Source organism: Gordonia paraffinivorans NBRC 108238, assembly GCF_000344155.1.
GTDB lineage: Bacteria > Actinomycetota > Actinomycetes > Mycobacteriales > Mycobacteriaceae > Gordonia > Gordonia paraffinivorans.
Window position 1 is genome coordinate 1 of sequence record NZ_BAOQ01000031.1, and the last position, 24,859, is coordinate 24,859.

The following is a 24,859-nucleotide window of genomic DNA, read 5'->3' on the forward strand; positions in this document are numbered from 1 at the left end:
CCCGCTGAGGCCTTCAACGAGCAGCTATTGTTGCTCCAACAATAGCCGGTGTTGCATCGACTGGTTGAGCCCGGTCAATACCGAGCCATCCGCTACACCGAACGACTGGCCGAAGCCGAAGCGGTGACATCTGTTGGCTCCAAAGGGGATTCATACGACAACGCGATGGCTGAGGCGTTCAACTCGCTGTTCAAAGCCGAATGCATCCGTAACCCCGTGATGCGCCCGCGAGGCGGCTGGGCAGGTGTGGGCGAGGTCGAGATCGCCGTCGCTGAGTACGTCGAATGGTTCAACCACCGCCGCCTGCACGGCGAGATCGGACACGTCCCACCCGTCGAGTACGAGAGCGCCTACTGGTCGACCCACACCGTCACCAGCTACCGTGAGAACCCGGTCCCCGCAAACGCTGGAACCAACTAACCGAGCCTCCAGCAAACCCGGGGCGATTCATCCATGTGGCCGGCGGTCAAAGCGATGCTGCACAGCGTTTATGACCAGCCCACCGCCACCGCCGTGCACGAGCAGTTCGACCGACTCCTGGAATACACCGAAGGCAGACTCCCCAAGGTTGCTGACCATCTCGGTGACGCTCGAGAGGACCTGTTGGCCTTCACAGGCTTCCCCGATGACGTGTGGCGACAGATCTGGTCCAACAACCCCACCGAACGACTCAACCGCGAGATCCGCCGCCGCACTGACGTTGTGGGTATCTTCCCCAACCGTGACGCCATCATCCGACTCATCGGCGCGGTCCTGGCCGAGCAGACCGACGAGTGGGCCGAAGGCCGCCGATACCTCGGCCTCGAGGTCCTCAACCGATGTCGACTGACCCCGACCACCGACACCACCACAACACCGGAGGCCACTACCGACCCGCTGATCGAACTGCCTGCCTGAAAGCCCGACGAAGGATCAGAAACGAGTTACACCACTACCTGGGACTTGACCGTCAGCGATGCCGAGTTGGCGCGACGCATCGGGATTTCTCGGCAGAACCTGAACCTGTGGCGCACGCACGGGGTGCGCGGGCTGCCGGCCCGTGCGACGTTGGAAGGCATCGCGACGGTAATCGGATGTACCTATCAGTCGGTCCTGGAGGCGGCACTGCGTGACGCCGGATACCTCGACGGTCCGTGGACCACCTCTGCCGACCATTAATTGAGTAGCTTCCGGATCGACGGAGACGTCGGGGGCGACGAGAAGGAAGGCCAATCAAAGATGACAGTGCCCGCAATAGGCTCCTTGCGCTGGCGAGCCCAGCTCGGTGGCGGCCTGGTCGCCATCGCGCTAATCACAGTTGGCTGTAGCGACAGTGAGGACACTGCATCGAGTGCCTCCAGTTCGTCGCCGGCCCCGGCTCCCACCACTATCGTCACTCCCCCGCCGCCGGCATGGATCGGCGATCGTAGCTGCGGGGTGGCCTGGGGACCGGACGGCATCCTGGACATTGTGGCGTTGACTCCCGGCGTTGATTGTGGGGCCGCTAAGCGGGCCGCCGACACCTACATGTCCGACGTTGACGGGTTCATGTCTAGCAACCCTCTCGAGGTCGGTGACGGCTGGACTTGTCAGATCTCAATCCGCGATCGCGGGGAAATTGTGCGATGCTCGGTCGGCCAGAGGGAGATTTCACTCAACCGCCGTCAAGCCGCCGGCCCTGGCAAAGGAACGGATGCTGGCACCTTGTCCCCTATCCCCTGACCTGGATACCGCTCAGGACAGGTGCTCGACCTCCCCGCCGGATTCCTTGGCATAGGACTCGGCCTCGGCGAGTTCGGCAGCAGTGAATGCTCGTGTCGCGGCGGGGTTGCCTGGAGGTCGCACGATCAGGGTCAGATCAGCGAGTCGGGTGCGGGCACGTGATGGAGAGACACGGCTGACCACTCCCCCCGGTGTCGGTGTCACTCACGTGTTGTCCTCCTTCTCCTGGACGCGAATGGCTTCCGGCGGCACCCACAGAGTCAGCGTCATCGAGGAGACCCGGTTGGCGCTACTGACCGTGAGTTCGCAGATTGCGCGCCACAGCCCATTGGACAGTTGGAGCCAGGCGAGCTGTCGCGCCGGCATGGTTGGCTCGATACGGGCACCGGATGCTCTCACCCGCAAGGAGACCCCTTCAGGCGCTGCCGAGTACGGGCGTCCGCAGTTGGGGTCGAGCCGCACCATGTCCACGACGACAGGCCGTGGCGGGGTGAACAGCCGTAGGGTCCGTTGATCGGGCCACGACTCCCACATGCTCGACCTCGATGCCTCACGCCGATCCGCCGGCGGTTCGCTCTACGAAATATGGATGGGATGCGCGGAACGCTTCCCGTTCGTCCACACACCCCATCCACCGCTCAGCATAACGCACGATCGAACTAATGTGCGAACATGGGTTTGTGGTTCTGGATCAAATTCAGCAGGCGCCTCCAGGAGCCCCCTCCCCCGCCGAATCGCCGACGTGACAACCGACCAGGACGGGAGGGCGGCAGCGCAGCGCAGCGGAGACTCACCCATTAGCGGCAATACAGCAATACAGCAATACAGCTTTCGTGCCGTGCATCTCACCTGCATATGTGATGCGTGCACGCACCTAGGGGGAACGGCTCAGCGCACATCAACGAGATCGGGATGGCCTTCACTGGGCACATCAGGAACGTCGGACTCGCTACGAGGCCCTGGTGGTGCTGCAATCACCACCAGGGCCGCTTCCTTGTACGGAATGTCAGTGCTCGTTCTGGCGAACCCAGTCCGCGATGAGCTCCTCGAGGACGGCGTCCATCGTGGTGCCGGCCGCCGTGGTCGCGAGCTTGAACCTGAGATGTAGATCCGGGTCAAGCCGATGCGTGAGCTTCGTTCGAGCTGAGGTCGGACTCTGAAAAGTGGCTGAAACGGGAATCTTCCGGGGCGACATCGACGATGCCGATTCGGAGGCCGCTGGCTGACGTGGCACCAGGTTGGCCTTGGGGTTGGGCTTCTTGATGCTCATTCCACTTCCTCTTTCAGTGCCTCAAGCATTTCGGTCAGAACGTCGCTATAAGCCACGTCGTGCGGCGGACGGAGGCCGTATGCAGTGCGAATGTGCTCCCGAAGGGGCACGATCGTGTCGAACCGAGAGATTCCCTGCTCTTCCAAGGTCGCGATCGTGTCTGTCAACAATTTGGTACCCAGGCGCGCGGATGTGATGAGAACTGCGTACATCTGCGTGGTGATCACCGGCAGCGTTTCCCACACACGGCTGAGGTCGAGCCCGGCTGCCTGAGTCGGGACGATGACAAAATCCGACATCTCAATCGCGGCCTGGATCACGGCACTGTCTCCAGGCGGCGTGTCGATAAACAGGGCCGCCTCCGGACCCATCTCCTGAGCAATGCGCGGTAGACGCTTCACATTGCTGACGATGACCTTGAACGGAAAGGGGTCTCCGTTGTCGTGGGCGCGGTCCGCCCACTCCGTCGCCGATCCCTGCTTGTCCAAGTCAGCGAGCACAATCTGGCGGTCGGGTTCCCGCCGCGCGAGTTCGGACGCCAGGAAGACACTCGTCGTCGTCTTCGACACTCCCCCCTTCGTGTTCACCACCGACACGATCATGTGACATCTCCCTTTCTCGCTGCTGTATTGCTGTATTGCTGTATTGCTGTAGTGACAGCCAGCCCTGTGGGCTGCGTCACGCATACAGAACCTCTTGCTCCGAGACGGTCTAGCCGAATCAACCCGCCGAATTGCCGTATTGCCAGCTAGCTGGCTAGCTGGCTAGCTGGCTTAACTGGGCGGCTGTACTACCGCACTCCCCGGAAATCACCTAGCTGAACTGAGGTTATGCCTCGCTACCGCCCCGTTTCAAGACGACGCGCCGTATTGCTGTACTGCCATGTCGCTGTACTGCTGTACTGCTGTACTGCCGCGTTGCTGTACTGCTGTACTGCCGCGTTGCTGTACTGCTGTAGTGCCGCGTTGCTGTACTGCTGTAGTGCCGCGTTGCTGTACTGCTGTAGTGCCGCGTTGCCATAGTGCCGTGTTGAGCTGTGCCGCCTTTACAGCTACGCGTCGTGCCGTCAGGCTGCATTGACAGCTGGCTGGCATGCTGTACTGACGGCATGCTGGTTGCGCAGTCCCAGTTGCAACTGCCGGGCGCAGAAGATCTTGATCTTGATCTCGATCACCTCCGCGTCGCATGGAAGACTCGGCCCAATGCACGCGAAGACACTGAGTGAGCTGCCTCATCCCTCGGGACGGGTGCCGCTCTTGGGGGACGTGAGGTCTGTCGATCGGCGCAGGCCGACACAGCATGAGGCTCAACTTGCGCGAGAGCTGGGGCCTATCTTCCAGCGGTTGCTACTCAGAGATCGGCTAGTCGTTGTGGGGGGAGCAGAGCTTGCCAAGGAGACCCTGAACGAGCAGGCATGGGGCCGGGTGCTGGTCGGTCCTCTAGCGAAGCTCCGCGAGATCGTCACCTCTGGGCTCTTCACTGCACGAACCAGCGATCCTCTATGGGGGCAAGCTCGACGGATTCTGACTCCCGGTTTCTCCCAGGCCTCTATGCGCTCGTACCACCGCGCCATGCAGACCGTGGCGGATGATCTGGCGATCAAATGGGAAAAGAACCCGGACGTCGACGTACATGGCGATATGACTGCCGCAACGCTGGAAATCATAGGGCGGGCAGGCTTCTCGACCCCGATGGGTTTGCTCGGTGACCATGAGGCCGCGCCAGAAGGGACCGACGAGTTCGTTGCAGCGTTGAGCCGAGTCCTGGCGTGGGCAAGCGAGTCGACCAACGATCTGCCGATTGTCGGTCCGCTCCGCGCCGCGTTCGCAGCGCCGGGCATTCGCCGCGACGTCAACTACGTGCGCGGGTTCGTAGACAGCATCATCGAGCGTCGACAGAAGGACGGTTCTGCTCAGAACAATGACCTCCTCGGGCTCATGCTGACCACGCGGGACCCGGAGACAGGGCAGTTGCTGCCCGTCGACAATGTGCGAGACCAGGTGCTGACCTTCCTCGCCGCCGGCCATGAAACAACGGCTGCCCTCCTCGAGGTTGCCCTGTACCACCTGGCCACCGATCCGCGTATCGGCGATCTGATCGTCGCCGAGGAACTGAGCGGGAACAGGGTGCTGGACTACGACGAAGTTGTACGACTGCGCCGAATCCGGGCTCTGATAAACGAGTGTCTGAGGCTGTACCCTCCTGCACCGGGGTTCTTCCGTATCGCTCGCTCTGACCAAGAGCTCGGCGGCTACCTGGTGCCGGCCGGCAGAGCGGTGTTCGTCCTCAGCCTCGCCGCACAGCGCGACCCAGCAGCGTGGGGATCGGACGCCGGAGAGTTTCGCGCTGATCGGTTCTTAAACACGAGGTTGACTGCCAGTTCACCAGAGTTCTTCGCGCCGTGGGGAACCGGCCCGAGATCGTGTATTGGCCGCCAGTTCGCGATCCATGAGACAACCCTGCTGATCGGATCAGTACTCTCACAGTTCAGACTGACTGTCAATAAGCCCTTCGAGCTACGCCTGCGCGAGCGGGCAACGTTACGGCCCGAACCGTTCAGGATCGTGGCAACTCCGCGGGGGAGGGCGTAATGACCTGGTATCTCATCGAGACGTTGGCGCCTGCGCCGAGCGCATCCATCGTCTTCAAGGAGGGGGAGCCCCGAGACTGGACCTCGGTCCGCACGCTGACGCGCAGCGACGGTCTGGACATGATCGAAGACCTCATCGCTGAGGTCCGTACCTCGCGTGAGGGGTTAGACCGAGTCGAGCACGGACGGCTTGGTCCTCGGCGGGTCGTGATGCGGCCGGTGCTCGGATACGAGGGCGAGGTCTATGGGATCAAAACCTGGGTAGGCAAGCCTGATGCGGCACTGACTCCCGAACGTGCCATTGCGTCAGTGAACTGGGATGTGCAGTCCCTAGTGGCCCGGCACACCCTTGAGTCCTACATGATGTCGTCTATCAGCCCAGAGGGGTTCGGGCAGGATCGCGATCCGGGACAGTTCCTCCGTAAAGTCGCTCAGTTCGACGCTCTCAATGAGCTGGCTGAACTGTGCCTCAACGACGGAACTCGTACACATTTTTCCGGCCGGCTCACTGTGCTGCACGACGACACCCACTTGATGGCGTGGCGCGGCCTGGCCCGGAGCAACGCCGGCTCGGATGGCTCCGAGGTGCGTGGGTTGTTCCATGACGTGACAGATACCGAACCACCACAAATTGCGCCTCTAACTGCGCTGAAGCTCCCTAGCGGCGATGAGCAGCGTGGCGAAACTGGCAGTGCCCCAGGAACAGTGTTGGTGGCGTACCGCCGTGTGCCTGGCGAACCTGAAATCCCAGCTCTGATCTACTGGGTCTCGCCCCGACCGAACTACATCGCGGAATCCGCCACTGAGCACTACCTGACGCAGCATCCCGACACACCGCTTCCCGGCAACCTCATCAACCCGGAGTCCTTCGATGAGTTCGCCCGTGCCAAGAAGATCCTCGAAGCAGGTCAAGACGACCTCGAGATCCCCATGGTCGTCGAGTTGCTCGGACCTGATGGCAACTGGGTTCGCGTCCGCTTCCACATCCGCCGCTATCCAGGCGCGGTCGGCAGCCTTCTCCACATCGGCCGCTTCGTTCCGCTGGAAGACTAACCAGGGCCGTCACGCACTGTTCGCCGGTACCGGCTACCCGATCGTCGCTGTGATGACGACTCTGTACGCGCTGGGAATGCGTGCACCATGCCAGGGAGCGCGTCAGCGTGCGTGAGGCGCCTCCGCAGCACTTCCAGTCCTCGTCTGCTCCGGTCTTGTTCCGAGCGAGACTCAGCGTGCCAGCAGCGGCGCTCCGCTACGACTCGCGCGCTGATCTGCCGTGCGCGGTCGAGAGCGCCGCAAGTGGCGGCGGCGTCATCGGGGGTCGTAGCGCCTAGTACCCACCGCGTCCCTCTTCCGCGACCTGTGCGCTGGACGAGGCCGAGCTCACCCAGGTGATGAAGGGATCGGAGCACGCCGTAGGTCTGATCCCCGGTGGGTAGCCCGAGCAGCGTCGCAATGCGGGAGGTCGTGGGGGAGGGGAGGGTGTGCAGGGCTGCCCACACACGCCGACAGGTGTGGCCCAGCTGTGCCCATAGGGGGTGGGTGAGGGTGGGCCGGACCCGGGGGCTTGTGACGTCATGGGCCACCTTCCCCCGGTAAATACGACTTGGCACTGAGAGGTCGTAGAGGTTCGCATGCCGGGGGTTGCCCCCTGGCCACCGCTCAACGAGGACGAGCAGGCCGCGGCGAACAAGCTCCTGGAGGGTCCTCGCCGCTGTCCCATCCGATAGATGCAGCCAGGTCGACAAGTCGCGCCGTGCAACTGGGCGAGCGGTGATGCCGTGCCCGTCTCGGTAACGCTGGTGGACGATAACCGCAGCGGCGGCCGCGAGGTCAGCTTCTGGCCACCAGCTGATCTCTTCTAGGGCCGCGTCGATAACGGCCTGGTCCGGCGCAGGGATCGCCGGCCGATGTGCGCGGGCGCGCCGCACAATTGATTGCCAGTGCTGCTGACAAGCCTCCCACCTGATAGGGCCGCGTCGGCCCGCTTTGCGGTGGGCATCGACGTCCCTGTCCCGGAACTTGGCAAATGCGGGTAGGCGTTCGTACCACCAGCGGGCCGCTGCAAAGGAGCGCACACCGTGTCGCCAGAGGAGCCACGCTGCTTCAGTGGCGGCCATCGAGCGATCTGCGGGATTGGTCGAGTTGAGCTTCCGCCATTCGTCGGGCGACATTCGTTGCCTAGCCCGCCATGCTCGAGGTGATTCCCATTGCAGGCCGTGGCTCTCCGAGTGGTCATCGGAGGGGAGGAGCACTGACGTCGCCTCGGCAGTACCACCAGGCGTTGCGGGCTGGGGGATGTCGTCGGCGGCGGCATCTACCGCTCGCTTGACCGCTTCAATAGCCGTGATGGGGGCGAGGGTGTACTCGTCAACGACGGTGCAGTGGCCGTGTCCTTTGAGTGAAGCACTGCCTGGCAGGCGTATCGGTTTACGTCCACGGACGTCGATTGCTGCGCCAGCAGGTAAGTAGGGGGCGTGGCGCTCTCGGAGGTCGGCGAAGACCTCCTCCAGCCGGGCATAGGCGTGGGGAGTTGGAACGGTGAGCGCCGCATGCAGGCAGTTCGGGCGGCCTGACGTCGCGCAATGAACAATGCCAGCTCCGACGTCGGCCGCGGCATCACGGATCGTCGGCCAGACCTCGTCGGCGCATTCGTCGATGTCGAGGACCAAGAGGTCAGCCCTCAGCGGCGCGACGACAGCCCAGACAGCTTGGCCGGCACCTGCTCGTTCGGCCTCTGTCATGAGGCCTACAGCATCGCCTGAATTGACCTTGACCGGCGCGTTTGCGCGATCAGTGGGGGCGAGCGCGTACGCGGTCGTCCCTGGATCAAGCAAGATCCTGAATAACTCGGCCCAGCGCGTCTCATCAGAGGACGCATCGGCCGACACGCTTATGTCAGAGCTAGCCGCGTACCGTGGGTACGCGCTATCCTGAGTGCAGTCCCGCAAAAGACTGACCCTTTCAATTTGGGTGGAGAATTTCCTCCCGGGTTGACCCTCAGCCAAGTTGGCGCTTGGCCTCTAGGACGAACTCCCTGGTGTGGCAGCTAGGGAGTTTTCGTCTATCTAGGGAAAGTTCTCCTCGTTTGAAGTTGTCTGAGTAGCTCTTCTCAGCCTGCTTGCTTGAGTTGGACCTCCGAGATCGCTAGTTGTTCTCCTGCTCCCGCTGCGACGTCGCGAGCGATGAGCTGCTGGATGTAGTCATTGAGGTTGAGCCCTTGTGCACCCGCGCGTTCGGCAGCGGCCGCCTTCAACGGCGCGGGCACCAGCGCTTTCACGACCTCCCGCGGACCCTTCGACGGACGACCGGGGCGGCGCCGCGGAGATGCTGAGGATTCACTCATGCTGCCGATTATCCGTACCAGAAACCGCTAGGCGTGCAGACACGCCGAGGAGCGTGGATCTGTTTCTGATCATACTTGCCAATGTAGACGAAAAATTGCGCCGGTCAGTTGCGCCTACGGCGTGCCGCCGCTCGGGCCTCCAGGAGCTGTCTACGTGCCTCGAGAGTGACTTCCCACGCCGCATCCACCTCCCCCGGCTTGACCCCATACGTCGAGGCCATCGCGTCAGCGAGCGTGGCCGGCAGTTCTTTACGCTGGCCACGCTCGACGACCCCTAAGACTGTGCGCGACACCCCCATCGCCTCCGCGGCAGCCGTCTGCGACAGTCCAGCTCGGACGCGAAGGTCCACTAGCGATGGGTCTTTCGCAGCAGACGGCGTGAACTCCGCGACTTCGACCTCAAGTACGTCAGCAACCTTCGCCAGTGATCCAGGACTCGGGACGGTGACGTTGTTGAGCCAGGCGGAGACCGTCTGCCGGGCAACACCAATCAGTTCTGCCAGCTCATCGGTCGAGATGCCGGCGCGAGACATGGTCCGGCGAAGAGCTGCCGCCGAGAAGCCGTGCACACCGGCGCGGGGCATGTGGGCACCTCTCTCAGTCGGATCGTTGCCCCGAGATTGCGGAGCAGCACCGCAATCTTCCTGCCTACACACGGCGCGCCCAAGCGTTTCGAACCCAAAACATGCGCCCAATAATTGCACAACGCGGGTCGCTGACCTACGATCGCAGCGTGTGGAAACACAGGATTGCGAATGTGGGGGCCGGTGCTACCATCAGCTCCACAACGCGCACCTCGGCACCGGGGTGGATGTTCCCGGACTCTGGAAACCCGAGTCCGGTCGCGACACAAGCGGGGGCACGCGACGCTTCGACGTCGGTAGCCCTGCTCCCGCATTGGTCCGCGACGAGAAAGGGTACGAGGCGTTGTTTTTCCTGGGGGCGCAGTTTTTGGCACTCGCTCCTGCCGTTCACACCATTCCAAGCGTTCATCTGGGCGGTCTGTGGCAGCTCCGCACCAGATGGCCGGCAGCCTCGAAGGTTTGCCGTCGTGGTGTCGTCAGAGCAGGGGAGGAGTAGCACCAGCACAACGTCTGTAGGAGCCCCGTGAGCGAGGTGAGGCCTAGATTTGGCCGTCTCGCCTCATCCCGCCCACGAGGACTCCTAGTTCATTGCCCGACTCGATGCGGTACGACCACGAGTCCGACATTTCGCATGCTACGCGAGGTGTATGGGTAGCGGCTATCCGCTGCCTGGATCGTTCGTGTGCCGTAACCGGATCGAGTCTCTCTACCCAAGAGCGAGGACTCGTGTACGGCTTCACTTCTCCGCAGCGACAGACTGCGCTCCCACCGTATGGGGGTGCTATCTCCGTCAACGAAATTGTTAGCGGCACAGCAACTTATCAGTGCCCATGCCGTCCATCAGGCTACTTGTGTGTGACTGGCCTACCGATGGTGACGGCGCTTGGAATACCCCATTGCAACCTGGGACATCCGCTCGTTCCCCGCAAGGTCGCAGAAAGTCTGGCCCAGTGAGTCGGGCGTGGGTGCGGCGCGGTTCCGCCGTGGGCCTGGCGGTGTCGCTGACGGTCGGAGGATTGATTACCGCGCAAGCCCCTGCCGAAGCGGCGGGGACCTGCCCGAGTCTGTACGTCCTGGGAGTTCAGGGCACGGGCCAGTCAACGGCCGACGCCAATCCGACCACCGATTCCGGGTTCCTGTCGTCAGTGATGAAACCGCTGATGACGATGGCCGGCTCCCTGGTGCAGCGCGCATACGTTCCCTACCCGGCCGGGTTTGGTGGCGCGGTCGGCAATTCGTCGATGACCTTCGACAAGTCCGTCTCGCACGCAGTCACTCGCACTACGTCGATGATCAAGCAGATCGCGGATCGCTGCGAAGACACACAGTTCGCGTTGACCGGCTACTCGCAGGGCGCATTCGCTGCGGGCCGCGTCGCCCGCGACATCGGCCAGGGGCGCGGCCCTGTCCCTGCGGACCGGGTTGCAGGGGTGTCGCTGTTCGGCGATCCCACCCGACCTGCTGGGTCTCCGTTGTTTCCTGGCCGCGACGGCGCAACCCGCCCTGATCCGGCTCCAGGTACATCGGGTGAGTCGCTGATGTCGGTACCCCCGCTGGACCAGCAGATGCCAGCCGGCGGTGGCATCGGCCCAACCGCAGACACGATCAGCGACTACGGAGCGTTGACCGGACGGGTCGCATCTCATTGCCAAACCGGCGATTTGGCGTGTGACGCCCCGGCAGACGCCCCGGTCGTTCATCTGGTGACCAACATCGCGGGACAGAGCAAGCTCGACCAGGACGATCCGGTTCAGACTCTCACGTCATTGGCCGAAGCTCTGGCACTGACCACAGTCAAGACTGTAGTACCGGTCATCAATGAAGACGTCCAGGGCGAGAGCTTGGAAGAGCTGTCCTACCAGCCCGGACAGTCGATCTCCCAGCGTTTGGCGGTCGCTTCTGATCCGAGGACCCCGATGCCCTCGATCAACGACGCTCTGAGCGCACTAGTGAAGGTCGGCACGATCGGACTCAACGCGGCGATCACCGTGGCCAAGGACGTGCTGGACCCGGCCACCATCACCGCGTTGGCAACGACAGGCCTTGCAAATCCGCCAGCCGCACTGGCGATGCTCGGAGCAAAAGCCATCGACGCCACGATCAAGCTGGTTCCACCGGCGACGGTAAACCGCTGGGCAGGCGAAGCGTTCCAAGCCGTCAAGGAGAACGTCGCCGATAACTCCGAGCTACTCGATGTATCGAATCTGGTCCGCTACTGGCAGACAGCCCAACAGCACACCAGCTACGGGTCGCGAGCCTCGACGTCGGCGGGAATGTCGGCAGCTGCCTACACCGCCGCCTGGTTCGCGGCACTCGCCGCCGACATCTCAGGAAAGACGCTGTCGCCCGGTTCTACCGGCGACACCCTGTTCTCCCCGGATACACAGAGTGCCCCGTCCCCGGCCGTCGTGCCGACACTTCCCGGCACCTCGACCACGGCGCCTGCCGAAAGTGCAGCCTCCACCGAGTCGTCGGAGACCGCACCCGAGCCCGGTGCAGACGCCCCGGCCAACGATCCGTCCTCGACTCCCGAGTCGACCGATGATCCTGCCGCATCCTCTGAACCCGTTCCCGCCGCCGAGTGACCAATGAACCGGCTTCTTCCCGAAAGGGGGAGAGGAGAATTTTGTTGACAACCAACAATTCTGAGTCGAAATGGTTCGACACAGTCGCGGCGTGGGCCTATGCCGGCGGCACTCCCGCACAGCACCTGGCCGATGACCTACGGACAGCGGGAAAAGTCGCTGCCCCTGGCAATGACCAGCAAGATGACCCCGTTCTTGGAGACGAGTGGGGCTGGCTTGCACTCGCTGAGGACGCACCCGACCTCGAGCCACCGGCGCATCTAGAGGAAGAAGAACTTGCTGTGTCCGCTGGGGCAGAGCAGCTCCTGGACGTCGATGAGGACCCTGTTGTCGCAGCCGCACCCCCCCGAAGGAAAGCGAGCCGGGGTTCGGATCACGCTGGCCGGCAACCTGATCAGCAGGGAAAGCGTCCCACTGGTCGCATGCTGGTGGCCGGATTGGCGGCAGCGGCTGTTGTGATCGTCGCGGCGACGCTAGCAGCGGGGATGCTGTTCGGCGGGGCGAGTGAGGATTCTGCCCCGCAGGACCCGGTAGAAGTCCTCGCCAACACCCCTGGGGCGACCGCAGTCGCAGACGACTGCCCCGAAAGCGTTGACGGCCCGGTGACCACCGGAAACGACTCAGGCGATCAGGAGTCGGGACCGGGGGTGATCAAGGCCTTCGATTACGCCTATTACGTCGATCGGTCGGGAGAGCGGGCACGCACCGTTGCCACCCCGAGCGGCGTCGGGAGCGCCAAGGATCTGCAAGCCAGCATCGACGCGTTGCCCGCCGATACCAGTCACTGCCTGCGCATCACCGACCGTGGCAATGGCCTCTACGCGGTGCAGCTGACCGAGACCCGGCCGGGTGAACAGCCGATCGTCTACCCGCAGCTGATTCAGACGGTCCAGGCCGACGGCAAGACCTGGATTGCCTCCATCAAGAAGGACACCCCCTGAAGCGCTCAGCGAAACACGCTGAGCTGCTGAGGGATCAACCCGAAAGGACCCGGTATGAACATGACCGCGAAACACCGCCACCACCAACGGCACCAGATGATGCCTCACCACCGGATGCTGGCCGCTGCGGTCGTCGCCGGCGCTCTGGCCTCCGGACTCGGCGCTGGACCGGCGTTGGCCGTCCCCGAGCAGGGCGGCACTTCGCCGAGCGCTCCCGAGGCACCTGAGCAGGGCGGAACGACCGCCCCCGCCGTCCCTGAGCAGGGCGGAACCACCCCAACGCCCGCACCCACGCCACCGCCGGTCGACTACTCTCCGGGAGCGCGCACGCTGCCTGCGCCACCGCAGGAAGCCCCATATCAGCCGCTGGTAACCCCGCAGTACGACGACAACTACAGCCCGGTTCCCACGGCACCGATCGGACCGCCCCGGCCGACGGCTCCGGTCCGGCCCATCGCACCGCCGCCGGAGAAGATCCGAATCGGCAACTACATCACCGACATTCCGAAGGGCATGTCGCGCCGCGATGTCACGTCGATCAACGAGTGGGCGGCCTACACCGAAGCGAAGATCGCTCAGGGCCTGATCTCGGTGGGGGTCCCTGAGGACGAAGCATCACGGCAGGCAGCTGCCACCGTGATCGGTGTCGCGGCAGGCGGAGTGACAGGCGCAGCCGCAGCTGGCATCCCCGCCGCCGTCGTCGGCGGCCTCGGAGGCGCGGTGATCGGCGGCGTTATCGGCGGCGCGATCTCGGCAGGCAACCCCGTTAACGTTGCCGGAGGCGCAGCGATCGGGGCAGCTGCCGGTGCTGCGGTCCTCGGCATCCCGGCCGCACTCGCGGGCGGCGCAGCAGGGGGTCTGGCTGGCGGAATCATCGCCCACACCCTCGGCGCGGGCGATCCCGGCGCAAATCCGCACCTTCCGGGGCAGCCCGACCGCCCGCAAGCTCCCCGCACGCCCGAGGCACCAGCCAATCCCGGTGCCAACCAGTTCGAGTTGAACCTCTCTGCCGACGAGGCCGCCAAGGTCGGCTTGCCCGCCGTGGACTACACGGTCACCGCTGGCGGGGACGTCAACGCTTCGGCCACGGTCGGCGGCCAGACGCTGCGCGCGGGTTGGTCGGGGGAACAGGCGCGCGCACCGTACGCCGCACTGGGTGCGCTTGCACCGCAGGTGGAAAAGCAGGTGCACGAGGCGACCAAGCAGGCGGTCAGCGATCTGAACAAGGCCATCCCCGGTTTGCACGTGGAGTGGCCGCAGCAGAAGAAGCCCGCCCCACGCCGATAAGGCGCCCGCGCGGCATCGACCGAACAGGAGCACACGCAGATGAACGAATCGGCATCGTCATGGTTGACCGAAACCGGGTCTCGGTCCTTGATCGAGGTCCCCAACCACCCCAGCGCGGACCAGCAGATCCCGGTGCGTGAGCGCCCGGTGCTGGTGTGCGGTACCAGCGGGGGAGTGGGCACCTCGGTGCTCTCGGCGCTCCTCGCCGACTACCGGGCCGCGGATCTGGGAGACCGGTCGTGGTGGGTCGACCTGTCGGGCAACGACACCGACATACCGCGCCGTTTCGGCGTGGATGCTGTTCCCGAACGCCGCCAGTGGCAGTCCCCTCGGGGAGGCACGCTGTGGGCACCTGACGAGGGCACCGCCCTTGGCACGGTGCTCGAGAATGTGTCGACCACCGGGTACGGGGTCCCGGTGGTCGATGCCGGGGCGCGCGCCTTCAGCATGGCCCAAGCCCTGCACCATGAACCGCTGCCAGAGGCTGTGACACCGGTTCTCGTGGTCAGTCCCCGACCGGACCTGCTCAACCGGTCCAGGGAAGTGTTCGACTGTTGGGACTCGATGGGGCTGCTAGCCGACACGGTGCTGGTCATAGCGTGCCAGGTGCCCACTTTGAATTACCTCGCCCTGACCGAACTCCTGCAGAACGCGGTTGCAGGTCAGGTCGCCGGCGTGGTGGCGCTGGATTACGACCCGGTGCTGGGCGAAGGCACGCACCTCGATCTGGATCGGCAGGAGGCGTTGGCACAACGCACCTGGGACGCCGTTTCGGAGCTGGCCGCGCACACCAGTTCCCGGACGACCGATGGCCGGCGTTCGGTGGTGTCGCAGTGATTGAGGTCCGTACCGAGCCGTTGCCGATCACTGGGGAATTTCCGCCGTTGTTCGCACTCATGGGTGCACACGGCGGAGCCGGTACCACCACCCTCGCCCGGATGTGGGCGCCAGCGGCCGATGCCGGGCGACGGTGGCCCACCTCGCCGTTGACCACCCGGCGCGTGCTCATCGTGGCCCGCGAACACATGAGCGGGATCTCCGCGGCCGCCGACGTTCTGCGTGCGGCGCTGGACGAGTCCGCACCGACGGGTGTCACCGTGTGCGGATTGATCACCGTTGCCGCCCATCCAGGACGCCCGAGCAAGGACGTGGTGCGCTACGCGGGGACGGTGTCGGAGCTCGCGCCGCATTCCTACCGAATCCCGTGGGTCAAATCGTTGATCCCGCTGCTGCATCGACAACTGCCGACGTGGCGGCCTGCCGATGGAGTCAAGACCACGCAACGCACCGCAGACGGCGTGATCGCGACGGTGCCGAGTCCCATTGCGGCAGTGGGACATCAAATCTGTGAGGACTTGGCAGCCGACCGTGCTGTCGAACGCAGCGACCCGTCTGTGACGGTCGCCTAAACACCGAGGGGAAACATCATGACAACCCGTTCTCTCATCACCGAAGCACAGCTGTTGGCTGTCGATTTCCAGGTCAACCCCACTGCACCTCCCGGCTCGGAGAAGTTCATGACTCTCGTGTCGTGGGTGGGCTGGGGTGCGTGCCTGGCGGCGGTGGCCGCCTTGCTGATCGCGGGCGGCAAGTTCGGCTTCGACAAGCACCAGGGCACCGCCGACAGCGAGGCGGCCACCAAGGTCGCCAAGACCTGCATCGGCTGCGTCATCATCGCCGTCGCCGGCGGTCTCGTCGGAGGCCTGACCGGCTAATGAAAGGAACCACACATGCACGTGCTGCACTCGCTGGCAGCGGGCAGCGACCTCCCCAAAGAAGTCACCGAGCCACTCAATCTTCTTCTGGGCTGGATTATGTGGCTGATCTGTCTGGCCGCCGTGGCGCGACTGCTCTGGATCGCCGGCCAGATGGGGCACGTGCAGGATCACCCCGCCTCCGACCCACCCGACACTCCTCTGGGAGTGGTCATCGGACTGATCGTGGCCAGCTCGGCGTCAGGCATCGCCGGAGCACTACTTACATTCTGACCACGATCGCTACGCTGATCGGCCTGATCGTCCTTAGCGGGTGTGGCGGGGAATCCTCTCCGTCGGCATCGTCGACGACAGCGGCACCGACAGCTCCACCGACCAATGTCGTGTGGACCTCATTCGCGGGGGTGAAAGTCCCCGCCGCCGATGAAGGTCCGCGCAACAACCGCTACCAGTCAGTCCCCACCGGATACGCCCGCACGGGTGCCGGTGCGGCGCTGGCCGCGATCTCGGCGACCATCCGCATGTCGGTGGCCGACGACAACACGTGGCCGAGGGTGGTCGGCACTCTGGTCGCTCCGTCGGAAGCACGAGATCAGTGGTCTGTCAACCGTGTTCAAATCTCCATCACTCAGCCGGTACCGAAAGACAAGGCACCCAGAGTCATCGGGTACACCGTTGAGTCCTTCACCCCAGATAAGGCGACCATCGGGATCGTCGATCGCCAGTCCGACGACTCACTGACCAAGACCACCACGACGGTGAAGTGGGTGGTCAGCGGTGACTGGTTGCTGGAGCTTCCCCCAGTGGACAACACCACCAACCGTGTCCAGGCGCTCGATGCTCCGCCGGCCAGCATGATTCACCTTCCCGAATCCAACTAGCAGGGAGAACTGTGCAATGGCGCTACCAGGCTTGACCGAATCCGAGACCCCCACCAGACGCGCCTGGTGGAAGCGTCCTCGCGTGTGGGCGACATCCGTCGTCGTTATCGTTGTGGTCACCAGCATCGCCGGAGTGGCTCTACTCAGCGACGACGAGGACAACAGCCAACCGAGGGTGGCTGTACCGCCGCCGGTTTCACAGGAACCGTCAGAACCACTGCCCGACGGTGGGCCGTACACGGGCAGCGACGTCGACGTCATCGGTCGCGGTATGCGGGTGCCGGCCGACCCCAACGGTCACGTCCTGGAGCAGACCGTCAGGACATCATCGCCTCGGCTGACACAGCCGATCTCCGCGCCTCAGGGACTGGAATGGCAGAAAGTCTACGGGGTGCCGATGCCGTTCAGCACCAGCGATGGTCCCACCACAATCAGTGCCGAGGGTGTGCCGTCAGGGTTCAGCCGCACGCCTCAGGGTGCAGCTCTGGCCACCTTGCAGATCCTCATGCGCATCACCTACGGCCCGCGCGAGGTGCGTCAAGCGGTGCTCGATAGCTCGGTCATCGGTTCTGCCGAGTTGAAGAACATCGTCCTCAACGCACCGAGTGAAGCTCAGTACCAGACGGTTCCGGCGGCGGTGCAAATCCTTGAGGATCGCTACACCGAGGACTCTGCGTCCGTGCGCTGGATGTTCGGCCCGTTCCCCGCCCCGGAAGAGTTCCCAACCACCAACGGCACTGTGTACCACGGTGGGGCGATTCCGGCGATCTGGGAGAACGGGCGCTGGAAAGTGAAGCTGACCGAGGCGGTCGTGTCCTCTGAACTCCGCGACTTCGAGGAATACCTCGACGACCCTCGGTGGGCGACGACATGGTTCTGAGTTCTGGCACTGCGTGGCCGCGGCGTCTTCTCATCGCGTTCGTGCTGGCCGCGGTCCTCCTCCTGCGGGTACCCATCGGGTTCCACGACGCCAGCTCTGTCCCGCAGACGATTCCGGCGGCGGCAGCGGCACCGAGCGTTGTCGACAACGCCAAAGAGTGCGCGAAAAACCCCATAGCGCTGGTGACCAGCATTCTGGGTTGCACCCTCGCGAAGGGGGCATCTGGAGCTCTCAAGGATGCCGCCGGTGACGGCTTCAAGGCGATCGCTAAGTCGATGGCACAAGGCTGGGTGAGGATGATCCAACTGGCCTTGGCGTGGTTCGTCAAAATCCCTACCCCCGACTACGCCAACGACTCGGTGATCACCGACGTTCAGCAAGCAACCGTCAAGTTGCAGGTCTACGGACTAGCGCTGTCGATCCTGATCGGCTCCTACAAGCTGATCCGTGCGCGCCGCCAGGCAGTGATGAACGAAGCGGAAGAATCATTCACAAGCTTGGCCAAGACCGTGTTCGGGGCCTGGATGTTTGGCGGCGTGCTCACCGTCTGCACCGCAGCCAGCGACTCTCTGTCCGACTGGATGCTCAACCAGGGGACAGAGAACAGCGAACAGCTCATCGCCAACCTGGCCACGGCCAACCTGCTCGGACTCGGGTCAGGTCTGGTGTTTGTCGTCGCGATCTGCGGAATCCTCGGCGGCCTGCTGCAGGCCGTCCTCCTGATCGGCCGCCAGGCAATGCTGGCTGTCATAGTCGCCGTGATCCCGCTGGTGGGATCATTCGGAGGCACGGCAGTAGGCAAAGATGCCTTCACCAAGTTGATCAAATGGACTGTTGCGCTTCTGCTCTGGAAGCCGGTGGCCGCGATCGTGTACTGGGTGGCCTTCCGAATGGCCGGGCACGACGTGAAATCTCTCAAAGACGCACAGATGGCATTGATGGGCCTGATCTTGCTCGCCCTGAGTGCTTTGGTTCTGCCGATCCTCATGCGACTTGTCTCCGGTGGCGCAGCAATGTCGGGCGGGTCGGGTTTGCAGGCCGGAATGATGACCGCGGGCGTCGTTGCCGCCGCCGGAACGATGGTCGCGACCGGCGGAGCCTCGGCCGCCGCCGGCGGGGCATCGACCGCGGCATCTGCGGGCGCGACAAGCGGGGCTGCCGCGGGACCGAGCGCCGGCGGCGGGCTCAGCGGTGGCACCGGCGGCGCACCACCTCCTGGTGGTGGTGGCGGCGGCGGGCTCAGCGGTGGCACCGGCGGGGGAGGCATGCCTCCTGGGCGCGGTGGCACTGGTGGTGGCACCGGCGGCGGTTCGCCGGCACCGCCGCCGCCCGGTGGTGGTAACTCCACAGACCAACTCGGTGGGAACAGCGCCGGAAGCGGCAACGGCAGCTCCGGCACCGGAGGCCCCTCAATGGGAGATGCCGCGATGGCAAGCAATGCCGTCATGTCGGCCTCGGAGATGTTGTTCGACGACGGCTACGAGTCCTCGTCATCGGCACAGGAGGGCAGCTACAGGTGAGCACTCCGCGCAGCAACGCCGTCCTCTTGTACGGCCGCTGGGAAAAGCCCCGCTCTACCGGCCTCTTCGGCATGACCTGGGGCGCAACCATTTTTGCTGGCGCTGTCCTCATCGTAGGCGTGCTCCAGTTCATGATTTTCCGCTCGTTGTTGTCAACCGGCGCAATCCTCGGCCTCGGCATAGCACTGCTGGTGCCGATGCTGATGCAGCGCCGAGGCCGTACTGGATGGGAGCTGATGATTGTGCGTCTAGCGTTTTGGCGGGCACAAAGTAAGGGAGAGAACACATTCCGGGGCGGCGTGTTCGGGGTGGTGCCGGGCCGTTCTCAGATGCCTGGCATCCAGGGCGATACCCGACTCTACGAGTACGAGTTGAGCTCGGGAAAGCGGTTCGGACTGATCCACGCCAGGGCCAAGGACCACTACACCGTGGTCCTGTCCAGCCAGCCCCAAGGTCAGGAACTCGTCGAACAGTGGCAGATCAACGAGTGGGTGCAGGGCTGGGATGACTTCCTCGCAAGCCTAGGCACTACCCACAACGTGGCCGGCGCGACGGTGGTCGTCGAAACCGTGCCTGACAACGGCACCCGTATCGCATCAGAGGTCCGGGCGATCACCTCTCCAGCCGCTCCCGCCTACGCCCGCGAGGTGATGGCACAGACCGCTCTGCATCGGGCATCAGCGACCGTACGCAGCGAGTTGCGCATCTCGATCACCTTCCGTCGCCAGCGCGAGGCAGCCAGCCGTGAGGTGGCCGACCAGGGTGCCGCGATTGGTCGCCTACTGTCGACGATCATCTCCAACGCTGCTGCGGCAGGCTTGGATGCTGCACCGATGACGGCGGGGGAGCTGTGCGCAGTGGCGACCCGCGCGTACCGTCCCGAGCTCGATCGCGAACTCGAAGTGCTGCTGAGCCGGGGCGAGCAGAACGAACTGCGGTGGGACCAGACCGGCTGCGCGGGCGCCAAGGCCCAGTGGGACTACTACGTGCACAATGGATTCCGCTCGATCACCTGGGAAATGGCCGCCGCCCCGGCAGGCACCGTCACCCACGATGCACTTCGCCCACTGCTGGTTCCCCGCTTCGATCTGCCACGCAAACGGGTAGCGATCATCTACCGAATCCACAACATCGCCGAGGCGGTCAAGCTCGTCGACGGCGACTTCAAGGATGCGTTGTCGGCTGAGCAGGCGAAGACCGGTATCGGCTCGGCGGCGGCCTCGATCCGTGTGGACAACACCCGTGCCGCCCGCGAGGAGCAAGCCCGTGGTGCAGGTCTGACCCGCTTCGGTGTCCTGGTCACTCTGACCGCACCACACGATGCCGATCTGCCCCAGATGACCGCAGAAATCGAGGGCATGTCCGCAGCCGCCCGTATCGGGGTGCAACGCGTGTACGGCGGACAGGACTCGGCCTTCGCCGGGTCGCTCGGGCTGGGGATCTTGCTGCCCGAGTACGCGACGGTCAACAAGCGCCTCACCACCTGAAACTGAGAGGACCTAGCGAGCAATGACGACATTGGGAGTGCCCCCGCGCCACCGCGCCGACTCCGCAGCCATCTCCGTCGAGAAGGCCACAGTGCCCGACACAGTGCGTGTCGGTGGTGTGCTGGTGCTGACCGCCCAGCGGTACGCGGAACTGAAACTCGCTGCTGCCACCAAGACGGGCCTGGCCGGGCGCACGGCACGTCGACGTTTGGCCACCGAGGATCGGCGGCGGGTACGCGCAGTTTCCCGCGTAGTCGAGCAGGGCGGATTCGACGTCGAAGGCCGGGACCCTGGCCATCGCGGCGCGGCTGGAGCAGGGGGAGGCCGCACCAACATCGTGCTGAAAATGCACGAATGGCGCGCCACCACCGCCCAGGTGGCGGGCGGGTTCTGGCCGTTTTCCATCGGAGCATCGTCGCCGCTACTCGGCACCCCGCTTGGCTCTCACCTGCGAACCGGGCAGGATTTCGGGTGCGACCCACTCTCGTGGTTTCTGGCCGGACTGATCACGGCACCGGTCGCGTTCGTGCTGGCCCTCAATGGTTTCGGCAAGAGCTCGCTGGTTCGCCGGTTGGCACTGGGCAACATGGCCCAAGGCCACACCTCCTTGTTCCTTGGCGACATCAAGCCCGACTACGCCGAGCTGACCCGAGCCAACGGCGGACAGGTCGTGACCGGCGGCTACGGACATCAGAAGATCAACCCGTTGGCCGCCGGAGCGCTTGGCACCGTCCTGGACCGGCTGAGTGAGGAAGTCGTAGCACTCCAGGCCCTCACCGATCCGAGCGACGAGCAGCGTAAACGGCTGACCACTCTGTCCGATCTGCGCGTGCAGGTGGCGGCGGATCTGCGTGCACGCCAGGTCGCGACCCTCGCCGGCCTGGTCGAGATCAACCGCGGACGAGCAGTGGAGGACTTCGAAGAAACCCTGCTGTCCTCAGCGCTGGACATTCTCTACCGGCCAGAGTCCGACGGCGGCCGCGGATTCACCGGCGCTCACCCGCCGATCCTCGAGGACCTCTACGAAGTCATCAAGGAAGGCAACGCCGCCCTCTACGAAGACGCCGCAGTGGAATGGAAAGAGGCCTACGTCGAGGTCACCGCCCCGCTGCGACGCTCGCTACGAGCCCTGGTGTGCGGTCGACTGGGCGAAGTTCTCAACGGTCAAACCACCCAGCCACTCGACGTGAACGCCCCGGCGGTCTGTGTCGATGTGTCCCGTGTTCCCCAGGGCGACAAGAAGCTCAAAGCCGCACTGCTGCTGGTGTGTTGGTCCGACGGGTTCGGCGCAGTCGAGGCAGCCCACGTCCTTGCCGATGCCGGCATGGGGCCGCGCCGCACCTTCCAGGTCATCATCGACGAGTTGTGGCAGGTGATCGGTTCCGGTGCTGGCATCGTCGATCGCGTCGATGCTCTGGTCCGCCTGAACCGCTCGGATGCGGTGTCGCTGGTCATGATCACCCACTCGGTGGCCGATCTGTCAGCGTTCGAGTCGCAGGCCGACGCCAACAAGGCGATCGGTTTCTTGGAGAAGGCACGGCTGAAGTTCATTGGTCCGGTCGGTCCGGAGGAACTCGACCGGCTCTCAGCGGTGACACAGTTCAATGCCGCAGAGCGCGCCCTGGTCACGTCGGCGGCTTCGACACCACCACCATCGGAGTCGGTGCTGCAGAAGCTGCGCAACAGCATGCGGGTCGGCGACCGTGCTGCCGAACGTCCCCGGCCCCACGGGCAGGGGGTGTTCCTACTCAAGTTCGGCGAGGACAACCGACCCGGCATAGCTTTCCGCCTCAACTTCACCCCGCTGGAAGCCAGCGGAGCGGTGCACGACACGAACTCCCGCTTCAAGGGAGTCACCAGCCGAGCAGGTGCAGCATGAGCGCGCCCGATTCCACCCGCCGCTACGGCTGGATCGACGCCGAGATCCGGGAACTGGCCGTGTCCGCAGTCCGTGAGCTATTGCCGCACACGGTGTCAGTGTGGGCTGCGTGCTGCGAGGTGTCCAAGCAACTATCTGTGCATCCCAACACCGTCAGGAATTGGTACCGGGGGGCCGTCGATGAACAGGACACCCAACAGCCCGGCACAAACCTTGAACTGACCGCAGCCCGCGAACAAATGCGGGCCTTGCAGCGACTCAACGCCAACCTCGTCGAAGCCCTCAAAGACCGAGGTACTCCTCCATGAACGAGGTCGCGAAAGGCGCAGTGGCACTGGCCGTGGCACTGATGGTGGCGATACCAGTTGCCATCGTCGCCATGCTCGGCGGCACTGTGATCGACTGCACGCCTTCCAATGGCGTCAGCGAAACCCCATCTGGCGGCAATCCCGGTCAGCGCACCTGGCCGATGAAGAAGGGCACCTACAACCTCAGTTCCGGTTTCGGTATGCGGTGGGGATCACCTCATCAGGGCATCGACCTGGGCTCACAGCCCGGAGTACCGATCTACGCCGCCTACGACGGGGTCGTCGAACAAGCAGGCCCCGCGTCAGGGTTCGGTGAATGGATCGTCCTGCGACACACCATCGACGGCAAACGAGTCGACACCGTCTACGGGCACATGTTCCCCCAAGACCTCCTGGTCAAAGCAAACGCGAAGGTCGTAGCCGGCCAGCAAATCGCGCGGGTCGGCTACAACGGCTCAGTCAGCCCTCCCGGCCCTGGGGGTGCGCACCTGCACTTCGAGGTGTGGCAGGGAGGCCGGTTCGGCGGTACAGCCATCGACCCACAACCGTGGCTCAACGGTGCCTCCGAGCCCGGACAGGCACGCAGCTCGGGCGGGGTACGCAACATGGCCGCAGTGGTGCCGCACACCGAAGAACCGTCGAGCGAGGCACCGGAGACCGAAGCCCCAGCGGCCCGGCCGGCAGCCGGTGAACCACTGCCCGAAGCGGTCCCCGAACCGTGGCGCTCACTGATCAACGAAGCCGCAGCCAAGCATCCCGACTCTGACCGGCGCATTGTTGCCGCAACCCTGTGGGCAGAGAATCGCGGATGGCCCGAGTACCGCAAGAACGGGTGGGCGACGTCGTCGTCGGCGGCAAAGGGGCCGTGGCAGTTCATTCCGTCGTCCTGGGCGTCGATGGGCTATGACGGCGACGGTGACGGCGTGAAGGACCCCGGTAATCCTGAGGACGCGGTGCACGCCGCGTTCAACCATTCGCCCGGATCCGCAGGCCTGCCGGTGATCCACGGAGAGACCGGGAACCCGGCCGTCGACTATCCGACCAAACCGTTCTACCGACACAACCCGGCCAAGAAGAGCCTGCTGACCTACATGGCCAACTACAACGGCAACGACGGCACCGCCGTCGAGGGCGCAGTTCTCCCCAACTTCGCGCGCGGTCAGAACGGCGACTACGTGCGAATGGGCTACTGGCTGATGGCGACCAACTTCGAGCGGGGTTGGCTACCTGAGTCGAACCAGATCGTCGATGCCAAGACGAAGAAATCGCTAGGCACCCGACTCCCATCTTCAGGATCGTCCACCGGCAACCAATGCGGGGAGAACAGTAGCGAAGGGTCCGGGGCAGCCGCGCCGAACGGATCATGGGTGTACTACTCACAGAACGATCCACGCTGGCAAGTCGACGGACTCCCGATCGCTGAAGCAGGCTGCGGCCCCACCTCCATCGCGATGATTCTCGCATCGACAACCGACAGCTCGATCACTCCGCCGGTCGTGGCGAAGTACGCGGTGGAGAAGGGTGCCTGGGGTGCCGAGGGACTGTCGTGGTCGTTCTTCGACCAGATCGAACCGAAGTGGAAGGTCCCGGTCCGGTCCATCGGCACCGACTACGCCGCCGCCGTGGCCGCACTCAAGAACGGCAAGAAGCTCGTGCTCTCAGGTGACGGAGGATTCCCGCCACCGTTCTGCCCGTGCCCCGGCGGACACATCGTGACCGCCAGAGGCGTCACCGACGACGGAAAGATCGTCGTCGCCAACCCCGCCCCGAACCTGAAGGGACCGAACGGAACACCGGACAACTCGGCGTTCTCCACCCCGATCCCAGGCTTGAAGAACATGTGGGTCTTCGGATGACAGCGACACCCAATCACCACGCAGGCCAGGAC

General features: G+C 64.4%; 24 protein-coding genes and 1 pseudogene. 20 read left to right on the forward strand and 5 right to left on the reverse strand.

The annotated features are described in order from the left end of the window. Positions 1-48: 48 nt before the first annotated feature. The 3 genes and pseudogenes from GP2_RS15205 to GP2_RS15215 all read left to right on the forward strand — a co-directional run bounded on the left by GP2_RS15205 (position 49) and on the right by GP2_RS15215 (position 1,158). The gene (locus GP2_RS15205) at positions 49-420 is read left to right on the forward strand and encodes an integrase core domain-containing protein (protein WP_006901415.1); all 372 of its coding nucleotides are present in this window, start codon (positions 49-51) and stop codon (positions 418-420) included. 30 nt (positions 421-450) lie between these two features. Beyond that, positions 451-897 (forward strand): annotated as a pseudogene (locus GP2_RS15210) (IS256 family transposase); the annotation flags it as partial. A 45-nt stretch (positions 898-942) separates the two neighbouring features. Beyond that, positions 943-1,158: a helix-turn-helix domain-containing protein gene (locus GP2_RS15215; protein WP_006901417.1), complete on the forward strand. Its 216-nt coding sequence runs from the start codon at positions 943-945 to the stop codon at positions 1,156-1,158. A 555-nt stretch (positions 1,159-1,713) separates the two neighbouring features. On the opposite strand, the gene GP2_RS21280 is transcribed toward GP2_RS15215, so the two are convergent. From GP2_RS21280 to GP2_RS15230, 3 genes are all read right to left on the reverse strand, one after another. Then, positions 1,714-1,905: a hypothetical protein gene (locus tag GP2_RS21280; RefSeq protein ID WP_006901419.1), complete on the reverse strand. Its 192-nt coding sequence runs from the start codon at positions 1,903-1,905 to the stop codon at positions 1,714-1,716. 802 nt (positions 1,906-2,707) lie between these two features. Then, positions 2,708-2,971: a plasmid partition protein ParG gene (locus tag GP2_RS15225; RefSeq protein ID WP_006901421.1), complete on the reverse strand. Its 264-nt coding sequence runs from the start codon at positions 2,969-2,971 to the stop codon at positions 2,708-2,710. Next, complete coding sequence (locus GP2_RS15230) at positions 2,968-3,573, reverse strand: ParA family protein (RefSeq protein WP_006901422.1); 606 nt, start codon at positions 3,571-3,573, stop codon at positions 2,968-2,970. The genes GP2_RS15225 and GP2_RS15230 overlap by 4 nt, the downstream gene beginning before the upstream one ends. A gap of 600 nt (positions 3,574-4,173) precedes the next feature. Between GP2_RS15230 and GP2_RS15235 the strand changes: the two genes are divergently transcribed. The 3 genes from GP2_RS15235 (at position 4,174) to GP2_RS21670 (ending at position 8,323) form a co-directional block, all read left to right on the forward strand. Beyond that, on the forward strand, positions 4,174-5,562 hold the full coding sequence (locus tag GP2_RS15235) for a cytochrome P450 (RefSeq protein ID WP_006901423.1): 1,389 nt from the start codon (positions 4,174-4,176) through the stop codon (positions 5,560-5,562). Further along, positions 5,562-6,614 (forward strand): GAF domain-containing protein, encoded by a 1,053-nt coding sequence (locus tag GP2_RS15240; RefSeq protein ID WP_006901424.1) that lies wholly within the window; start codon positions 5,562-5,564, stop codon positions 6,612-6,614. The genes GP2_RS15235 and GP2_RS15240 overlap by 1 nt, the downstream gene beginning before the upstream one ends. A gap of 1,529 nt (positions 6,615-8,143) precedes the next feature. After that, entirely contained in the window at positions 8,144-8,323 is a 180-nt protein-coding gene (locus GP2_RS21670) for a hypothetical protein (protein ID WP_040527187.1), read from the forward strand. 347 nt (positions 8,324-8,670) lie between these two features. Here the strand turns inward: GP2_RS21670 and GP2_RS21295 are convergent, their stop codons facing one another. Together GP2_RS21295 and GP2_RS15250 are read right to left on the reverse strand one after the other, a co-directional pair. Beyond that, positions 8,671-8,904 carry a hypothetical protein gene (locus GP2_RS21295; RefSeq protein ID WP_006901426.1) on the reverse strand — a complete coding sequence of 78 codons (234 nt, stop codon included), beginning with the start codon at positions 8,902-8,904 and terminating at the stop codon, positions 8,671-8,673. A 104-nt stretch (positions 8,905-9,008) separates the two neighbouring features. Then, positions 9,009-9,488 (reverse strand): helix-turn-helix domain-containing protein, encoded by a 480-nt coding sequence (locus tag GP2_RS15250; RefSeq protein WP_006901427.1) that lies wholly within the window; start codon positions 9,486-9,488, stop codon positions 9,009-9,011. A 983-nt stretch (positions 9,489-10,471) separates the two neighbouring features. On the opposite strand from GP2_RS15250, the gene GP2_RS15255 reads away from it, so the two are divergent. The 14 genes from GP2_RS15255 (at position 10,472) to GP2_RS20960 (ending at position 24,827) form a co-directional block, all read left to right on the forward strand. Further along, on the forward strand, positions 10,472-12,073 hold the full coding sequence (locus GP2_RS15255) for a cutinase family protein (protein ID WP_255218636.1): 1,602 nt from the start codon (positions 10,472-10,474) through the stop codon (positions 12,071-12,073). Between the two features lie 422 nt (positions 12,074-12,495). Further along, positions 12,496-13,014, forward strand: a complete 519-nt coding sequence (locus GP2_RS22230; protein WP_255218637.1) for a DUF8176 domain-containing protein — start codon at positions 12,496-12,498, stop codon at positions 13,012-13,014. A 54-nt stretch (positions 13,015-13,068) separates the two neighbouring features. Next, positions 13,069-14,301, forward strand: coding sequence for a hypothetical protein (locus GP2_RS15265; RefSeq protein WP_006901431.1), 1,233 nt, complete (start codon positions 13,069-13,071; stop codon positions 14,299-14,301). 39 nt (positions 14,302-14,340) lie between these two features. Further along, positions 14,341-15,138: a hypothetical protein gene (locus tag GP2_RS15270; RefSeq protein WP_051997238.1), complete on the forward strand. Its 798-nt coding sequence runs from the start codon at positions 14,341-14,343 to the stop codon at positions 15,136-15,138. Next, positions 15,135-15,710, forward strand: coding sequence for a DUF6668 family protein (locus tag GP2_RS15275; protein ID WP_006901433.1), 576 nt, complete (start codon positions 15,135-15,137; stop codon positions 15,708-15,710). The genes GP2_RS15270 and GP2_RS15275 overlap by 4 nt, the downstream gene beginning before the upstream one ends. A gap of 18 nt (positions 15,711-15,728) precedes the next feature. Then, positions 15,729-16,016, forward strand: a complete 288-nt coding sequence (locus tag GP2_RS15280) for a hypothetical protein (RefSeq protein ID WP_006901434.1) — start codon at positions 15,729-15,731, stop codon at positions 16,014-16,016. Between the two features lie 15 nt (positions 16,017-16,031). After that, complete coding sequence (locus GP2_RS15285) at positions 16,032-16,289, forward strand: hypothetical protein (RefSeq protein WP_040527190.1); 258 nt, start codon at positions 16,032-16,034, stop codon at positions 16,287-16,289. A gap of 26 nt (positions 16,290-16,315) precedes the next feature. Continuing rightward, complete coding sequence (locus tag GP2_RS15290) at positions 16,316-16,897, forward strand: DUF8175 domain-containg protein (protein ID WP_506256200.1); 582 nt, start codon at positions 16,316-16,318, stop codon at positions 16,895-16,897. An 82-nt stretch (positions 16,898-16,979) separates the two neighbouring features. Further along, a complete protein-coding gene (locus GP2_RS15295) occupies positions 16,980-17,777 on the forward strand; it encodes a DUF8175 domain-containg protein (protein ID WP_255218640.1) in 798 nt (265 codons plus the stop codon). After that, entirely contained in the window at positions 17,756-19,297 is a 1,542-nt protein-coding gene (locus GP2_RS15300; protein WP_006901437.1) for a hypothetical protein, read from the forward strand. The genes GP2_RS15295 and GP2_RS15300 overlap by 22 nt, the downstream gene beginning before the upstream one ends. After that, the gene (locus GP2_RS15305; RefSeq protein ID WP_006901438.1) at positions 19,294-20,784 is read left to right on the forward strand and encodes an SCO6880 family protein; all 1,491 of its coding nucleotides are present in this window, start codon (positions 19,294-19,296) and stop codon (positions 20,782-20,784) included. The genes GP2_RS15300 and GP2_RS15305 overlap by 4 nt, the downstream gene beginning before the upstream one ends. Before the next feature lie 22 nt (positions 20,785-20,806). Beyond that, on the forward strand, positions 20,807-22,663 hold the full coding sequence (locus GP2_RS15310; protein WP_006901439.1) for a putative type IV secretion/conjugal transfer ATPase: 1,857 nt from the start codon (positions 20,807-20,809) through the stop codon (positions 22,661-22,663). Further along, entirely contained in the window at positions 22,660-22,971 is a 312-nt protein-coding gene (locus GP2_RS21300) for a helix-turn-helix domain-containing protein (protein WP_006901440.1), read from the forward strand. Before GP2_RS15310 ends, GP2_RS21300 begins: the two co-directional genes overlap by 4 nt. After that, the gene (locus GP2_RS20960) at positions 22,968-24,827 is read left to right on the forward strand and encodes a peptidoglycan DD-metalloendopeptidase family protein (protein WP_006901441.1); all 1,860 of its coding nucleotides are present in this window, start codon (positions 22,968-22,970) and stop codon (positions 24,825-24,827) included. Before GP2_RS21300 ends, GP2_RS20960 begins: the two co-directional genes overlap by 4 nt. Positions 24,828-24,859 lie beyond the last annotated feature (32 nt).